Here is a 16415-nt window from a genome sequence, read left to right as displayed (position 1 = left end):
GTCAGCCGTCAGCCGTCCACCCCCGCACCCGCCCCCCGTGCCCGGACCGTGCGCAGCACCCCGTACGCCGCGAGCGGGAGCGCGACCAGCAGCGCGGCCCAGAACGCGCCGTGCCCCCAGAACTCCGCGACGGCCGCGAACTGCCCCTTGAACACCGGGATCCGCAGCGCCTCGACCGGGCCGAGCGGTCCGGGCCAGGCGCCGAGCACCAGGGTGGCGGGGATCCAGCAGCCGAGGAGCGCCCGGGCGGTGCCCGGCGTCCCCAGGGTGCTCGCGAGGGAGACGACGGCCAGCAGGACGACGAACCCGGACTGGTAGGCCGCGCCGGTCCGGCCGGTCCCCCAGGAGGCCGGCGTCGGGTGGTGCCCTGTGGCCGCCAGCCGCACCTCGACCGCCGCCCACAGCAGCAGGGCCAGCACACAGGTGCTCCCGAGCGCGAAGAGCGCGCGGTCACGGGCGCCCACGGGGCCCGTCCGCCACTGTTTGCCGTCCCACCGTGCCGCCGCGCCCCGCCCGGCGAGCCGCCGCCAGGCCTCCCGCACCTGCCGCCGGGCCTCGTGCGCGGGCTTCAGCAGCCGGTCCGCAGCGCGCTCGATCAGCGCGAACGACGCCACGATCGCCGCCACCGCCGCGAAGCCGGCCCAACTGCCCATCCCGCCCTCGAACATGACCACCCGCTCGGCCACCGGTCTCGGCATCTCCAGGCCCGTCATCGGCGGTCCGAGCCGCAGGTAGCCGATGGCGAAGGCCCCGACGCCGGTCAGGGCCGCCGTGCCGAGGCCGACCCGGGCGGGGAAGAAGGCCAGGACGGCGGCGGCGACCAGTGCCGCCCCCAGTTGGCCGACCACCTGCTGGGCCGCGTGCTCGCCGGCCTTCTTCAACGGCCCGCCGAAGGCGCCGTCCGGCGAGATCCTGAGCTGGACCCCGGCCTCGACGGGGTAGCGGAACACCGCCCCCGCCCACAGCAGCAACCCGAGCGCGAGGAACAGCAGCAGCACGGCGCCCGCCCGGCGCGGCAGGCCGGTCCGGGCGTGCGGCCACCACGCCCGCAGCCGGGCCGCCCAGTCCACCGGCGTCCGTTCACGCCCGCCCTGCCACAGCCGCCCCAGCCACCGGTCCCGGCCGGCCCGGCTCTCCCGCCCGGCCCCGCCCTCCCGGCCCTCCGCGTCGTCGGGCCACTCGCCCCGGCCCCGGCCGCGCGGGCGCAGCGTCTCGGCGGCGACCAGGGCCGCGCGCCCGGCGTCGTCCCCCGGGTCGGCGCCCACCGCCCGCCGCCGCAACGCCGACCAGCGGCGCCGGACCGCCTCCGGCGCGGCGGTCGGGTCCGGCGCGGGCCGGCGCACCGCGGCGCGTACGGCCGTGCGGATCCCGGAGCCGGCGGCCAGGGCCGCGTCCACCACCACCGCCGCGACGAGGGCGGCGAGCTCCGCCATCCGTTCGGGCAGCGGCAGCCGGTGCAGGGCGGTGGGCAGCGGCGAGAGCCGGCCGAGCAGCCGGTCGCGCTCCTCGGGGCGCACGCTCAGCCACACCACCAGCCGGTGTGCCTCCTCGCGCTCCTGCGGGCTGAGCCCGTCGCCGCCCCGCCGGCCGCCGCCGACGGTGCGGGCGGCACGGTCCACTTCGGCCAGGACGTCCGGGAGCCGGGCCAGGGCGAGCAGTCGGGAGCAGTGTTCGCCGGAGCACTCGGGGTGGAAGCAGTCGTAGCGGGCGGCGACGGCCGGGGCGCCGCCCCGGACCAGCGCGTCGATGAACACGGCGCCGTCCGGTTCGGTGGCGATGCGTTCCAGCCCGGGGGTGTCGATCGGGCGGTCGAGGTAGTAGGGGGTGGCGGAGGGGGCGAAGGCGGCGCCGAAGGCGAGCACCGCGAGGGCTCCCGCCGCGTCGCGGCGGGAGCCGGGCGCCCGGGCGACGTCGGTCAGGTGGTGCAGGTCGAAGACGTTGTCCTGGACGTCGTCGCGCAGCCAGTCGCGCAGCCGCTCCGCTCCCCCGGCGGAGAGCCAGCGGGCCGCGTCGCCGGAGCGCCTGAGCAGGACCTCGGCGAGCTTGGCCGGATCGGTGAAGGGGGAGCCGAGGAAGGTGATCGGCCGGTGGGTGCGGCCGGTGTCGGCCCGGGTCTGTCGCCGGACCACCGCGGGGCTGCCGCCGGCCAGCCAGCTGCGGACCTGCGGGGCGGTCCAGCGGTCCTCCGGGTTCTTGGTGAACAGCCCTTGGAGGAGCAGCAGTTGGCGGGGGTCGGCGAGGGCGGAGAGGTCGACCTCGTCCCCCAGGACCAGTTCCAGTTGCAGCACCTCGTCGCTGATCAGCAGGCCGTCCGCGCCGAGGAAGCGGGGGCGGCCGGTGAACAGCTCGTACAGGACGTTGCCGAGCGCCCACCAGGGCCCGGCCTCGTGATTGCGGCCGGCCAGGAGCTCGGGGGCCATGTACGGGATGGTGACGATCGTCTCGGGCGTGAAGCGGCGGCTGGCGGTGAGCCGGGCGACGCCTCCGAAGTCGGCTATCACGAACTCCCCGGGCGCGCGGCCGGGGCGGACCAGCACGTTGGCCGGCTTGAAGTCCAGCGGGTTGCGCTCGATCCGCCGTTGCCAGAAGTCGAGCAGGGCGACGAGCTCGTAGACGATCCGCTCGGCCTCCCGCGGGTCGGTGTGCCGGCCGCGCTCGCGCAGTTCGGCGAAGTGGTCGGCGAGGGTGACCGGCAGGTACTCCATGGCCACCCAGTCGAGTTCGGCGCCGTGGTGGCCGACCCGCCCGAAGTCGACGATGTGCGGGACGTGGCGGCGGTAGTCGTCGTTGCGCAGGTAGCCGAGCAGGTCGGCGTCCATGGACTGGCCGGCGGCCGTCACCTTCACCGCGGCCTCGCCGCCGCCGTCGGTGCGCCGGACGTGCCAGACGGTGCCCTCGGTGCCGGAGCCGGCCACGCCGAGCGGGTCGAAGCGGCCGCGCAGGGCGTCCGGGAAAGCGCCCGCGAACCGTCCGCCGGTGGGCCCCGCACCCTCCGGCGCCCCGCCCGCCGATATCCCACCCCCTGACACCCCGCCCACGGGGCCCTCGCCCCTCCGGCTGGGCCCGGGGCCGACGTTGTCGGCCCAGCCGGGGGCGGCGGCGCGCCCGGTGCCCGCGCGCCGCTGGACCTTGGTCGGCGCCTCCGGGTCGACCCGCTCCGGCGCGGCCCGCTGGACCCTGGTCGGCGCCTCCGGGTCGAAGCGGGCCCCGCCGTCCGGCTCCCGCCCGGTCGCGGCGTCGGGGTCCGTCCGGGTGCGCGGGACGGCGCCGAGCCGGGACGGCCGGTCCGGCACGACACCGAGGCGCCGCCCCCACGGCCGCCGGTCCGCCCTGGTCGGGGGCTCGGGCCGGACCCCGGGGCCGCTCTCCGGCCAGGGGCCTCGTCGGTCGTCGTCGGCCGGGCCGGCGTCCTCCGGTGTGGCCATGGCGGCGCTCTCCTCCCCGCTTCCCGGGGCCGGCGCGGGGCCGTAGCCGCGCGCCGCACGGCCCCGGGTGGTGATTTTGACGCGCCATCATCCCGCATGGTGGGCCGTGGTGTTGGCCGATTTTCCGGAACGCGACCGAGCGGTTGCACGAACGCCGCCGAACGCCGCCGCGGACCTCCCCCACCTGCCCGGCCCTGTCCCCTTCGGCCGCGGAGCCGACACCCCCGACGCGTCAGCCCCCGACCGGGCGTCCCCGGGGCTCCTCGGCGATCCGGCGGGCGATCTCGTCCGGCCGCACCGGGCGGCCGAAGTGCCAGCCCTGGGCCCAGTCGCAGCCGATGGTCCGCAGCCGTTCGGCGTCCTTGCGGGTCTCCACGCCCTCGGCGGTGACGGTCAGCCCGAGTGCGTGCGCCATCGACACCAGGCCGCTGACGATCCGCCACCCGGTGGACTCGTCCTTCTCCGGATCGTGCAGGTCTCCGACGAAGGAACCGGCGATCTTCAGCCCGGAGACCGGCAGGTCGCGCAGGTACGCGAGGTTGGACCAGCCGGTGCCGAAGTCGTCCACGGCCAGCGACACGCCGAGGTCCACCAGCCCGTGCAGGGTGCGCAGCGCCTCGTCCTCGGGCCCGACCACGGTCGACTCGGTGATCTCCAGTTGCAGCCTGGCCGGTTCGAGGCCGGTCGTGTCGAGGATCCGGCCGAGGTCGGTGACGAGCGCCGTGCTGCGCGCCTGGCGGACCGCCAGGTTGACGTTCAGCTGCGGCGCGGCGTCGCCGAACCGCTTGACCCAGTCCGCGGCCTGGCCACAGGCCTGCTCCAGCACCCAGCGACCGAGCGGCATGATCAGCCCGGTCTCCTCGGCGGTGGTCACGAACTCGTCCGGGCCGAGGACGCCGAGCTGCGGGTGGCGCCAGCGCACCAGCGCCTCCACCGCGGCCAGCCGGCCGTCCGCCAGCGCGTACAGCGGCTGGTAGTCGATGAAGAACTCGCCCCGGTCGAGGGCGGCCGGCATCCGCACCGACACCGCGTAGCGGCTGACCGCGCGGGCGTTCTCCTTGGGGTCGAACAGCGTCCAGCGGCCGCGGCCGGCCTCCTTGGCCCGGTACAGCGTCAGGTCGGCGGCCCGGACGGCCGCGCCCGGGGTGGTGGTGGACACCCGCCGCTCCAGCACGCCGACGCTCGCGCCCACGGCCAGCTTGTGGTCGCCGATCAGCACCGGCCCGGCCAGCGCCTTGAGCACCGTCTTCGCCGCCGCGACGGCCTCCTGCTCGCCCCGGCAGTTCTCCAGCAGCACCACGAACTCGTCGCCGCCGAGCCGGGCCACCAGGTGGCCGAGCGGGTTGAGCGCGGCCTTCAGCCGGGCCGCCACGGCGGACAGCAGCTGGTCCCCGGTGTCGTGGCCGAGGCTGTCGTTGACCACCTTGAAGCCGTCGAGGTCGACGTAGCAGAGGCCGAACCTGGCGCCCGGATCCGGATCCTCGAACAGCTTCTCCAGCCGCTCGAAGAAGGCCGCCCGGTTCGGCAGGCCGGTCAGCGGGTCGTGGGTGGCCTGGTGGCGCAGCCGCTCCTGGAGCCGGTAGCGGTCGGTGACGTCCTCCAGCATCGCGACCTGGTACTGCGGGACGCCGTCGTCGTCGCGGATCAGCGAGACGGTCAGATGGGTCCAGACCACCTCGCCGTCCTGGCGGTAGTACGGCTTGTCGAACTGGAAGTAGTCCCGCTTGCCGCTGATCAGCTCCTCGTACGCCTCCCACACGCCCGGGGTGTCCTCGGGGTGGACGAGATCGCCGACCCGGCGGCCGGTCATGTCCTCCGGGCTCGCGCCGAACAGCTCCTGGAGCGCCTTGTTGACCGCCAGGATGTTGCCGTCGGTGTCGCCGATGCCGATCCCGATGGCGGCGCTCTCGAACAGCGCCCGGAACCGGGCCTCGGAGGCGCGCAGCGCCCGCTCGGCCTCCTTGCGGGCGGTGTCGGCGGCGGTGCGGATCGCCTCCTGCTCCCGCAGCGTGCGCTCGCGCAGGGCGGCGGCCCAGCCGGCCGCGAAGGCGCCGGTCAGGGCCGGGCCGCGGTCGTCGCCGAGCGGCTGCGCCTGGAGCAGCTCCACCGCCCGGGCCAGCACCACCGGGTCGGTGAAGTGCGCGTCGACCAGTTCCGCGCCGGCCTGCTCGGCCAGCCGGGGCTCGAACGGCTCGCCCAGCTGCGCGCGGTGGAGCAGGGCGGCGGTCCGGGCGGTGAGGCGGCCGAGCAGCCCGGGGTGGACGGCCGTGCCGTGGTCGGCGGAAAGCAGTCGCGCCCAGGCCTCGTGGAACCGTTCGGCGCTGCCGGACACCGGGGCGGCGCTCATGCGTCCACCCGGGTGCGCGCGGTCACCGCTGTGGGGTGGCCGGCGCGGGCAGCGGTCCGGGCGGGGGGCGCAGTGGTCCGCGCGGCGGGCACGGCGGGGTGAGCAGTGGTCCGCGCGGCGGGCACGGTGGGGTGAGCAGTGGTCCGCGCGGCGGGCACGGTGGGGGGACCGGCGGCCGCTTCGCGGAGCCCGCGGCCGTCGGTCACTCGCCCGATCCGTCCGCTCAAGGGCGGAACCCCACGCCCGCCACCCCGGTCATCCGCTCGGGGTGCTCGCCGACCGTCTCCGGCTGGTCCGGACGCCACTGCGGCAGGTAGACCACGCCCGGTTCGACCAGCTCGAAGCCGGCGAACATCCCGCTGATCTGCTCGTGGGTGCGCATGGTCAGCGGGGTCGGCGTCTTGCGGTAGAGCTCCTGGTGGTCCTCCGCCTGGTCCGGGCGGCCCTCCAGGGAGGCGTGCGAGAGGACCAGCGCGCTGCCGGGCGGGAGCGCGTCACGGAGCGTGCCGATCAGCTTCCACGGGTCCTCGTCGTCGGTGACGAAGTGCGCGACGGCGACCAGCAGGACGGCCACCGGCTCGCCCTGCGCCAGCAGCGCGGCCACCTCGGGGCGGGCCAGCAGGTCGTGGACGTCGCGCAGGTCGGCCTGGACGACCTCGCTGCCGGGGTCGTCCTCCAGCAGCAGGCGGCTGTGCGCGACGGCGACCGGGTCCCGGTCCACGTAGAGGACCGTCGCCTCGGGGCGGATCGCGCGGGCGATCTCGTGCACCGCGCCGAAGGTCGGGATGCCGGAGCCGATGTCCAGGAAGCGGGTGACGCCGCGCTCGGCCAGGTAGGACACGGCCCGCCGCAGGAAGGCCCGGTTGGAGCGCATGATCTGCGGCAGCTCCGGCCACAGGGCCATCGCCTTGCGCGCCATCTCCCGGTCGACCTCGAAGTTGTGCGAGCCCCCCAGGTAGTAGTCGTAGACCCGCGCGGCGTTCGGTTTGTCCAGGTCCGTGCCCTCCGGTACCCAGCTCGGTCGCCGCATGCCTGTGACTCCTTCACTCCGTTTTCCGGGGATGCAGTGCCTCGCGACAACTGCTGTGACAGACGAGACTACAAGCACACAAGATCCTCCCCTGCACCCCGAACGGCTGCAAGCGGAACACCTCCCTCCTGGCATGCGACGTTTACGGAGCGTTCCCCTCCCGTCTCACCGGCACCGGTCCCGCCGACGGCCGGGCCACCGTAGGGCCCGGCTGTCGACGGGGGAACCCGACCGAAACGGGCCGGCCCCGGGCCGGGGCGCTCTAGGGTGGGGCGCGTGGACCCCAACCACTACCGCTTCCGGGGCATGTGGCGACTCGCGGCGCCGGCCCCCGACGTGTACGCGGCGCTGGAGGACGTGCGGAGTTACCCGCTGTGGTGGCCCGAGGTCCTCGAAGTCCGGCAGACCGGCGAGGAGTCCGGGGACCTCGTGGTGCGCGCGCTGCTGCCGTACCGGCTGGTGATCCGCCTGGAGGCGCGACGGCGCGACCGGGCCGCCGGAGTGCTGGAGGCGGTCATGCGGGGCGATCTCACCGGGTGGTCACGGTTCACCGTCACCTCGGACGGGCCGGGCAGCCGCGTGCTCTTCGAGGAGGACACCCGCCCCGGCAAACCCCTGCTGCGCCGCCTCGCCCTGCCCCTGCACCCGCTCTTCCGGGCCAACCACGCGGTGATGATGCGCCGGGGGCGGCGGGGGCTGGCGGCACACCTGGGCAGCGGGAGCGGGCCGGCGAACGGGTGACCACGCGGCCGGTGGCGGCCGGCACCCGTCCGGCTCTAGCGTGGCGGCGCACCCCCGACCACCGGAGGCCGTGATGCCCACCACCGCACCGGACGCGTTCGGCTTCGCGGCCCCCTTCGACCGGACCGGGACGGGCAGCAGCAAGTGGGCCCGCGCGGGGGCGCCCGGGGTGATCGCGATGGGCCTGGCGGACATGGACCTGCCCGGACCGCCGGCCGTGGCCGCCGCGCTGGAGCACCGGGCCCGCCACCGCGCGTACGGGTACACGGTGTGCGACCCGGCCGGGCGGGCGCTGGTGGCCCGCTGGTACCGCTCGCGGCACGGCGTCGAGGTGGATCCGGACTGGGTGCTGCTGCTGCCCTGCGGCCCGCGCACCGCCCTACGCCTGCTGCTGGAGACCGTGCGCCCGCAGGCGCCGGTGCTGTTCCCGACGCCGGAGTGGGGCGGCTTCGCCCAGCTGTGCCGGGCGGCCGGCCTCCCGTACCGGGAACTGCCCCTGACCGCCGGCCCGGACGGCTACCGGCTCCCGGACGGTCCGCTCCCCCACCCGGCCGGAGCCGTCCTGCTGAGCAGCCCGCACAACCCCTCCGCCCGGGTCTGGCCGGCCGCCGACCTGCGGGCCCTCGCCGAGCGGGCGGCGGAGGCCGGCGCGCTGCTGGTCTCGGACGAGGTGCACGGCGATCTCACCCACCCCGGGTACGTCCACCCGGTGGCGGTGGCCACCGTCGACGCGGCGCTCCGGCCCCGGGTGGTCACGCTGAACTCGGTCGGCAAGACCTTCAACTGCTCCGGCCTGCCGAGCAGTTTCGCGCTCGTCCCCGATCCGGGCCTGCGCGCCCGGTTCACCGAGGTGCTGGCCGGCTTCGGCCTCTGGGAGGGCGGTCTGCTGGAGCAGACCGTCCAGCGGGCGGCGCTGGCCGAGGGCGGGCCGTGGCTGGACGCGCTGCTCGCCCACCTCGCCGCCGCCCGCGCCCGGCTCACCGGCCGGCTGGGGCCCGCCGTCCGCTCCGCGCCGCAGTCCTCCTACCTGCTCTGGCTGGACGCCGCCGCCCTGGGGCTGCCACCGGACGGGGCCCGCCGGGCGCTGCTGGAGCGCTACGGCCTGGAGGCCTCGGACGGCGCCGAGTTCGGCCCCGGCGGCCGGGGCGCGCTGCGGCTGAACTACGCCCTGCCGGGCCCGGTGCTGGACGCCGTCCTGGAGCGCCTCGACCGGCGGTGACCGAACCACCGGGCCACCCCGCCCGGCAGCCCCGCGCACGTCCCGCCCGGCGCCCCCGCGCACGCCCGGAAAGCCGCCCGGATCCCCGGATTCACCCGATCGCGCCACCCCTGACCTGCAGAAACGAACGTTCACACGATATTTGCGAAGCGCCCCCGCATGCTCCGTAGCAGACTGGGCAGGGTAGTTCGGGCCGCAATCCTGACCCCGAGGATGGTAAGTCCGGTGATACCGACATCCCGCACCACTCCGCCCGACCGGCAGAGCCCCCCAGCGCCCCCGCCGGGGGTGACCCCGCTGACCGAGTCGGGGGCGCTCAGCCACGTGTCGGGCGTCTGCTTCAAGATCGGACCGCCCCGGCTGGTGGGCGTCGAGGTCGAGTGGTTCGTCCACGACGACCGATGTCCCGGCAAGCCCGTCCGACCGGAACTGGTCCACGCCGCACTGGAGTCGCTGCCACTCGGCGGCCCGGACGGAGCCTCGCTCCCCTCCGGCTCGCGGCTCACGCTCGAACCCGGCGGGCAGGTCGAGCTCAGCTCCCCGCCCGCCACCGGCCTCCTGGCCTGCGTCGAGGACACCCGACGCGATCTGACCGCCCTGCGGGCCGCCTTCGCGGCGCAGGGCCTGCGCCTCACCGGCACCGGGACGGACCCGCTGGCCCGCCCCCGCCTGATGGTCCTGGACCACCCCCGCTACCTCGCGATGGAGCGGTTCTTCGACTCCGCCGGCCCCTGGGGCCGGATCATGATGACCGGCACGGCCTCGGTGCAGGTGTGCCTGGACGCCGGCGACGCGGACGGCCCGCACGCGGTGGAGCGCCGCTGGCGACTGACCCACCTGCTCGGCCCGGTCCTGGTCGCCGCCTTCGCCAACTCCCCACTGCTGGACGGCAGGCCGACCGGTCACCGCTCCACCCGGCAGACCGTCTGGTCCCGGATGGACCCGACCCGCACGCTCGCCCCGGAGCCGGACCACGGCGACCCCCGCGAGGCCTGGGCGCAGTACGTGCTGGACGCCGAGGTGCTGTGCGTGCGCCGCCCCGAGGGGCTGCCGTGGACGGCCCCACCCGGCCTGACCTTCCGCGACTGGGTCCGCGGCGGCGGCGAACGCCCGCCCACGCTGGGCGACTTGGACTACCACCGGACCACCCTGTTCCCGCCGGTGCGCCCGCACGGCCACCTGGAGCTGCGCATGATCGACGCCCAGCCCGGGGACGGCTGGGTGGTGCCCACCGCCCTGGTGACCGCGCTGCTGGACGACGTGCCGGCCGCCGAGGCCGCGCTCGCCGCGCTGGAGCCGCTGGGCCGCCCGGACGGTCCGCGCCCGCCGCGCAGCGACGTCTGGCGCCGGGCCGCGACGCTGGCCGTCGCCGATCCCGAGCTGCGCCGCGCCGCCCTGACCTGCTTCGCCGCCGCCGACGCCGCGCTGGGCCGCCTGCCCGGCGCCGGTCGGCTGCGCGCCGCCGTCGCCGAGTTCGCCGAGCGCTACCCCGCGCGCGGCCGCTGCCCGGCCGACGACCAGCTGGACGCCCTGCGCTCCGGCACCCGACGCACTCCTCCGGAGGAGGCCGCACCATGACCGACGTCCGCCCCCCTGCCGCCCCGGCGGCGCGCACCGAGGAGTTGCGCGAGACCATCGCGGCCGAGCTGCTGGCCGCCCGCGCCCGCACCGCCGCGCTCACCGACTGCGTCGAGGACGGCGACCTCACCGCCCAGCACTCGCCGTTGATGTCCCCGCTGGTCTGGGACCTGGCGCACATCGGCAACCAGGAGGAACTCTGGCTGCTGCGCAACGTCGGCGGCCGCGACCCGATGCACCCGGAGATCGACCCGCTGTACGACGCCTTCCAGCACCCCCGGGCCGAGCGGCCGAGCCTGCCGCTGCTGGCACCCGCCGAGGCCCGGGCGTACGCGCACGAGGTGCGCGGCCGGGTGCTGGACCTGCTGGCGGCCAGTCCGCTGGAGGGGGCGCCGCTGCTGGACGCCGGGTTCGCGTTCGGGATGATCGCCCAGCACGAGCAGCAGCACGACGAGACGATGCTGATCACCCACCAGCTCCGCCCGGGGGAGCCTGCGCTGGCCGCTCCCCCGCCGCCGCCCGCCCCGGCGGACGCGGCCGCGCTGCCCGCCGAAGTGCTCGTCCCCGCAGGACCGTTCACGATGGGCACCGACACCGAGCCATGGGCACTGGACAACGAGCGCCCCGCGCACGTGGTCGAGCTGCCCGCCTTCCTGCTGGACACCACGCCGGTCACCAACGCCGCGTACCAGCGGTTCATCGCGGACGGCGGCTACGACGAGCCGCGCTGGTGGACGCCCGAGGGCTGGGAGCACCGGCGGCGGGCCGACCTGACCGCCCCGCTGTTCTGGCGCCTGGACGGCGGCCAGTGGCTGCGGCGCCGGTTCGGCACGGTGGAGCCCGTCCCGGCGGACGAACCCGTCCTGCACGTCAGCTGGTACGAGGCGGACGCCTACGCCCGGTGGGCCGGACGGCGGCTGCCGACCGAGGCGGAGTGGGAGAAGGCGGCCCGGCACGACCCGGCGAGCGGCCGCTCCCGCCGCTACCCGTGGGGCGACCAGGCCCCCGGAGCCGAGCACGCCAACCTCGGGCAGCGACACCTGCGCCCGGCCCCGGCCGGCGGCTACCCGGCGGGCGAGTCCCCGTACGGCGTACGGCAGTTGATCGGCGACGTGTGGGAGTGGACGGCCAGCGACCTCCGCCCCTACCCCGGGTTCCGGGCCTGGCCCTACCAGGAGTACTCGGAGGTCTTCTTCGGACCGGAGTACAAGGTGCTGCGCGGCGGCTGCTTCGCGGTGGCGCCGGTCGCCTGCCGGGGCACCTTCCGCAACTGGGACTACCCCGTCCGGCGGCAGATCTTCGCCGGGTTCCGCACCGCCCGCGACCTGGAGGTGGCCTGATGTGCCGCCACCTCGCCTACCTGGGTGGGCCGGTGGCGCCACGGGAGCTGCTGGTGCACCCGCCGCACGGCCTGTACCGGCAGTCCTGGGCGCCCCGGGCGCAGCAGTACGGCACGGTCAACGCGGACGGCTTCGGCCTCGGCTGGTACGCGGACGGCGACGAGGTGCCGGCCCGCTACCGCCGGGACGGGCCGATCTGGGCGGACGCCGCGTTCGCCGACCTCGCCCGGGTGATCCGCACCCGGGCGCTGCTGGCGGCGGTCCGCTCCGCCACCGAGGGCTGCGCGGCGGGCGAGAGCGCGGCGGCGCCGTTCGCGGCCGGGCGCTGGCTGTTCAGCCACAACGGCGCGGTGGCGGGCTGGCCGGGCAAGCTGGACGCGCTGGCCGCCCTGCTCCCGCCGGCCGAGCTGCTGGAGCTGGAGGCACGCTCCGACTCGGCGCTGCTGTGGGCCCTGGTCCTGCACCGGCTGCGGGCGGGGGCCGGGCTCGGCGAGGCGCTGGCGGGCACCGTCGCGGACGTCACCGCGCACACCACCGGCCGGCTCAACCTGCTGCTCACCGACGGCCGCACACTCGCCGCGACCGCCTGGGGCGACACCCTGCACCACCGCGACCTGCCCGGGCTCGGCACGGTGGTGGCCTCCGAGCCGTACGACGACGCTCCCGGCTGGACGGCCGTCCCGGACGGCTCGCTGGTGGTGGTCGACGAGCGCGGCGTCACCGTCCGTCAGCTCCTCGGCCGCTACTGATCCTCCACCGCCCCTTCATCTTCTGAACAGAGGACCCACCCTGTCATGGACACATTTGATCTCACCCGGCTGCTGCCCGCCGACCACTTCAGCAGCGCGCTGCGCCACGACGTGCAGCACGGCCTGACCTCCGAACCCAAGTGGCTGCCGCCGAAGTGGTTCTACGACGCGCGGGGCAGCGAGCTGTTCGAGGAGATCACCCGGCTGCCGGAGTACTACCCGACCCGCGCCGAGCGGGCCATCCTGACCGCCCGGGCCGGCGAGATCGCCGCCGCCACCGGGGCCCGCACGCTGGTCGAGCTGGGCTCCGGCTCCTCCGAGAAGACCCGGCTGCTGCTGGACGCGCTGCGCGCGCTCGGCACCCTGGAGACGTACGTCCCGGTGGACGTCAGCGAGAGCGCGCTGACCGCCGCCGGCGTCGCGCTCGCCGCCGAGTACCCCGGGCTCGCCGTGCACGGCGTGCTGGCCGACTTCACCGCCCGGCTCGGCCTGCCCCCGGAGGGCGGCCCCCGACTGGTCGCCTTCCTCGGCGGCACCCTGGGCAACCTGCTGCCCGAGGAGCGGGCGGCCTTCCTGCGCGGGCTGCGCGCCTCCCTCGACCCGGGCGACTTCCTGCTGCTCGGCACCGACCTGGTCAAGGACCCGTCGGTGCTGGTCGCCGCCTACGACGACGCGGCCGGGGTGACCGCCGAGTTCAACCTCAACGTGCTCAACGTGCTCAACCGCGAGCTGGGCGCCGACTTCGACCCGACCGCGTTCGCGCACGTCGCGCGGTGGGACCCGGATCGGGAGTGGATCGAGATGCGGCTGCGCTCGCTGCGCGCGCAGACCGTGAAGATCCCGGCGCTGAACCTGCCGGTGCACTTCGACCGGGGCGAGGAGCTGCGCACCGAGGTGTCCGCCAAGTTCCGCCGGGAGCGGGTGTCCGCCGAGCTGGCGGCGGCCGGGCTGCGGCTGAGCCACTGGTGGACGGACGAGGAGGGCCGGTTCGGGCTGTCACTGTCCGCCCCGGCGTAGGCACGGTCGGCGCAGCTGAATTTGCTTGTTCACCTTACGAATCCTCAGAGCAAAAATTGAGGTTTCCGGTGTACAAGACTTAAACGAATAAGGGTTACGATCTCGGCTACCGAGCTCAGCGTTGAGTACCAGGAGTCAAGATCGTGAGCGTCACCAAGCAGCCCTCCGGGGCGGTCGAGGCCTCCGCGCCCGGCCGCCTCGGCTTCGTCGTCTTCATCACCGCCGCCGCAGCCCTCGGCGGGTTCCTGTTCGGCTACGACAGTTCCGTGATCAACGGCGCCGTCTCCGGGATCCAGGAGAAGTTCGGCGTCGGCGACGGCGTGACCGGTCTGATCGTCTCCTCCGCCCTGCTGGGCTCGGCGATCGGCGCCGCACTGGCCGGCCGGTTCGCCGACCGCTACGGCCGCATCAAGGTCATGAAGGCGGGCGCGCTGCTGTTCGCGGTCAGCGCGATCGGCTCGATGCTCCCCTTCGCCGCCTGGGACCTCGCCTTCTGGCGCGTGCTCGGCGGCGCGGCCATCGGCATCGCCTCGGTGATCGCCCCGACCTACATCGCCGAGGTCGCGCCCACCAAGTACCGGGGCAGGCTGGCCTCCTTCCAGCAGGCCGCGATCGTGCTCGGCATCGCGATCTCCCAGCTGGTCAACTGGCTGCTGGCGAACGCGGCCGGCGGCGACACCCGCGGCCAGCTGCTCGGCCTGGAGGCCTGGCAGTGGATGCTCGGCATCTGCGTCGTCCCGGCCGCGGTCTACTTCACCCTCGCCTCGGTGATCCCCGAGTCCCCGCGCTACCTGATCCAGGCCGGCCGGCTGGACGACGCCCGCGCCGTGCTCGCCCAGGTCGAGGGCCAGGACGTCGACACCGACGCCCGGATCGCCGAGGTCCAGGGGCTGATCGCCTCCGACCACCGCCCGCGCTTCGGCGACCTGCTCAGCGGGCGCTTCGGCCTGCTGCCGATCGTCTGGGTCGGCATCGGCCTGTCGGTCTTCCAGCAGCTGGTCGGCATCAACGTGATCTTCTACTACTCGTCGATCCTGTGGCAGTCGGTCGGCATCGACCAGAGCAACTCGCTGCTGATCAGCTTCGTCGGCTCGGTCATCAACATCCTCGGCACCGTGGTCGCGATCCTGCTGGTGGACCGGATCGGCCGCAAGCCGCTCGCCCTGATCGGCTCGGCCGGCATGGCCGTCGCACTCGGCGCGGCCGGCTGGGCGTTCTCCTCCGCCACCGGCAGCGGCGACAACGTCACGCTGCCCGACCTCCAGGGCACCGTCGCGCTGGTCGCCGCCAACGCCTTCGTGCTGTTCTTCGCGATGTCCTGGGGCGTGGTCGTCTGGGTGATGCTCGGCGAGATGTTCCCGAACCGCATCCGGGCCGCCGCGCTGTCCGTCGCCGCCTCCGCGCAGTGGATCGCCAACTGGGCGATCACCGTGTCGTTCCCGTCGATGTCGCGCTGGAACCTTTCGGCGACCTACCTGGTGTACGCGGCGTTCGCGGCGCTGTCGATCGTCTTCGTGGCGAAGTTCATGAAGGAGACCAAGGGCGTCCGGCTGGAGGACATGGGCTGATCCGACAGTCCGACCATCGGCCCCCGCACCCTAGCGCGATCATCGCGGGTGCGGGGGCCGAATCGTTCACTCCCTGCGGCGGCCCGGACACCTCCGGTACTCCTGTTCGCCAGGAGGGATGTGTCCTTGATCTTCAACCGGCTCCGCGCCCGCAGACCAGCCGCCGTCACCGCCACCGCCGGCTGCCCGTACGCCCACACCCACTCCCCGGCCGCGGCCCGGCCGTCGCCCACGCCGTCATCCCCGCCGCCGTCCCCACCACCGTTCACCGACCCGGAGCAGGCCGCCGAGTTCATCCGCCGCTTCCATCACGAGCAGCCCGCCACCGGGGCCCCGGACACCCGGATACGGGCCGTCCTCGACGAGATCGAGCGCACCGGCAGCTACGAGCACACCCCCGCCGAACTCGCCTACGGCGCCAAGCTCGCCTGGCGCAACGCCGCCCGCTGCATCGGCCGGCTGTACTGGCGCAGTCTGGTGGTGCGCGACCTGCGCCACCTCGGCTCGGCCGACGACATCGCCGCCGAGTGCTTCGAGCACCTGCGGCTGGCCGGCAACGGCGGACGGATCCGCCCGGTGGTCTCGGTGTTCGCCCCCGACCGCCCGGGCCGCCCGGCCGCCCGCATCGTCAACCAGCAGCTGGTCCGCTACGCCGGCCACCGGGTCGGCGACGCCGTCGTCGGCGACCCGGCCGGCACCGAACTCGCCGCCCGCGCCCGCGACCTCGGCTGGAAGTGTGCCGAGGACCGCTTCGAGGTGCTGCCGCTGCTCGTCCAGGAACACCCCGGCGAGCGCCCGCACTGGTACGAGCTGCCGGACGACACCACTCTGGAGGTACCGCTCACCCACCCCGCGTACGAGTGGTTCGCCGGCCTGGGCCTGCGCTGGTACGCGGTGCCCGCGATCAGCGACATGACGCTGGAGATCGGCGGCGTCCGCTACCCGGCCGCGCCCTTCAACGGCTGGTACATGGGCACCGAGATCGGCGCCCGCAACCTCGCCGACGCCGACCGCTACGACCTGCTCGGCACCGTCGCCGAGCGCCTGGGCCTGGACACCTCCAGCGCGCGCACGCTCTGGCGCGACCGCGCGCTGATCGAACTCAACATCGCGGTGCTGCACTCCTTCCAGGAGGCCGGAGTGACGATCGCCGACCACCACACCGAGTCCGAACGCTTCCTCCGGCACGTCGCCCAGGAGAAGCGGCTCGGCCGGCCGACCCCGGCGGACTGGAGCTGGATCGTGCCCCCGGTCTCCGGCGGGCTCACGCCCGTCTACCACCGGTACTACGACCCGGTGGACCCGTCGCTGCGGCCGGCCTTCCTGCCGCGCGAGCCCTGGTGAGGCGGCGGGGAAGGAAACGGCGGAAACGGCGGAACGGGGGGGGAGGCCGGCGGCGGA

11 protein-coding genes are annotated in these 16415 nt (G+C 75.2%); 8 read left to right on the top strand and 3 right to left on the bottom strand.

Annotated features, from left to right (window positions below; genetic code table 11):
• Positions 1–8 precede the first annotated feature (8 nt).
• The 3 genes from ACIOGZ_RS01940 to ACIOGZ_RS01930 all read right to left on the bottom strand — a co-directional run bounded on the left by ACIOGZ_RS01940 (position 9) and on the right by ACIOGZ_RS01930 (position 6802).
• The gene (locus ACIOGZ_RS01940) at positions 9–3425 is read right to left on the bottom strand and encodes a hypothetical protein (protein ID WP_400984415.1); all 3417 of its coding nucleotides are present in this window, start codon (positions 3423–3425) and stop codon (positions 9–11) included.
• Between the two features lie 232 nt (positions 3426–3657).
• Positions 3658–5772 (bottom strand): EAL domain-containing protein, encoded by a 2115-nt coding sequence (locus ACIOGZ_RS01935; protein WP_363579135.1) that lies wholly within the window; start codon positions 5770–5772, stop codon positions 3658–3660.
• Between the two features lie 223 nt (positions 5773–5995).
• Complete coding sequence (locus ACIOGZ_RS01930) at positions 5996–6802, bottom strand: SAM-dependent methyltransferase (protein ID WP_363579137.1); 807 nt, start codon at positions 6800–6802, stop codon at positions 5996–5998.
• A 276-nt stretch (positions 6803–7078) separates the two neighbouring features.
• Here ACIOGZ_RS01930 and ACIOGZ_RS01925 point away from each other — a divergent pair, with 276 nt between their 5' ends.
• The 8 genes from ACIOGZ_RS01925 (at position 7079) to ACIOGZ_RS01890 (ending at position 16358) form a co-directional block, all read left to right on the top strand.
• Entirely contained in the window at positions 7079–7543 is a 465-nt protein-coding gene (locus ACIOGZ_RS01925) for an SRPBCC family protein (RefSeq protein WP_363579139.1), read from the top strand.
• Positions 7544–7616: 73 nt separating this feature from the next.
• A complete protein-coding gene (locus ACIOGZ_RS01920) occupies positions 7617–8762 on the top strand; it encodes an aminotransferase class I/II-fold pyridoxal phosphate-dependent enzyme (RefSeq protein WP_363630630.1) in 1146 nt (381 codons plus the stop codon).
• Positions 8763–9050: 288 nt separating this feature from the next.
• Positions 9051–10340 (top strand): ergothioneine biosynthesis glutamate--cysteine ligase EgtA, encoded by a 1290-nt coding sequence (egtA, locus tag ACIOGZ_RS01915; RefSeq protein WP_400984412.1) that lies wholly within the window; start codon positions 9051–9053, stop codon positions 10338–10340.
• Positions 10337–11680 (top strand): ergothioneine biosynthesis protein EgtB, encoded by a 1344-nt coding sequence (gene egtB / locus ACIOGZ_RS01910; protein ID WP_400984409.1) that lies wholly within the window; start codon positions 10337–10339, stop codon positions 11678–11680. Before egtA ends, egtB begins: the two co-directional genes overlap by 4 nt.
• Entirely contained in the window at positions 11680–12429 is a 750-nt protein-coding gene (gene egtC / locus ACIOGZ_RS01905) for an ergothioneine biosynthesis protein EgtC (RefSeq protein WP_363630631.1), read from the top strand. Before egtB ends, egtC begins: the two co-directional genes overlap by 1 nt.
• Positions 12430–12474: 45 nt before the next feature.
• A complete protein-coding gene (egtD, locus tag ACIOGZ_RS01900) occupies positions 12475–13446 on the top strand; it encodes an L-histidine N(alpha)-methyltransferase (RefSeq protein ID WP_363579148.1) in 972 nt (323 codons plus the stop codon).
• Between the two features lie 140 nt (positions 13447–13586).
• Positions 13587–15014, top strand: coding sequence for a sugar porter family MFS transporter (locus ACIOGZ_RS01895; RefSeq protein WP_400984494.1), 1428 nt, complete (start codon positions 13587–13589; stop codon positions 15012–15014).
• A 120-nt stretch (positions 15015–15134) separates the two neighbouring features.
• Positions 15135–16358, top strand: coding sequence for a nitric oxide synthase oxygenase (locus ACIOGZ_RS01890; protein ID WP_400984405.1), 1224 nt, complete (start codon positions 15135–15137; stop codon positions 16356–16358).
• The last annotated feature ends 57 nt before the right edge of the window (positions 16359–16415 follow it).

The sequence above is a fragment of the Kitasatospora sp. NPDC088160 genome (assembly GCF_044741445.1).
In the GTDB taxonomy this organism is placed as follows: Bacteria; Actinomycetota; Actinomycetes; order Streptomycetales; family Streptomycetaceae; genus Kitasatospora.
The sequence above is the reverse complement of the archived record's forward strand: the minus strand, read 5'-3'. Positions and strand labels throughout refer to the sequence as shown.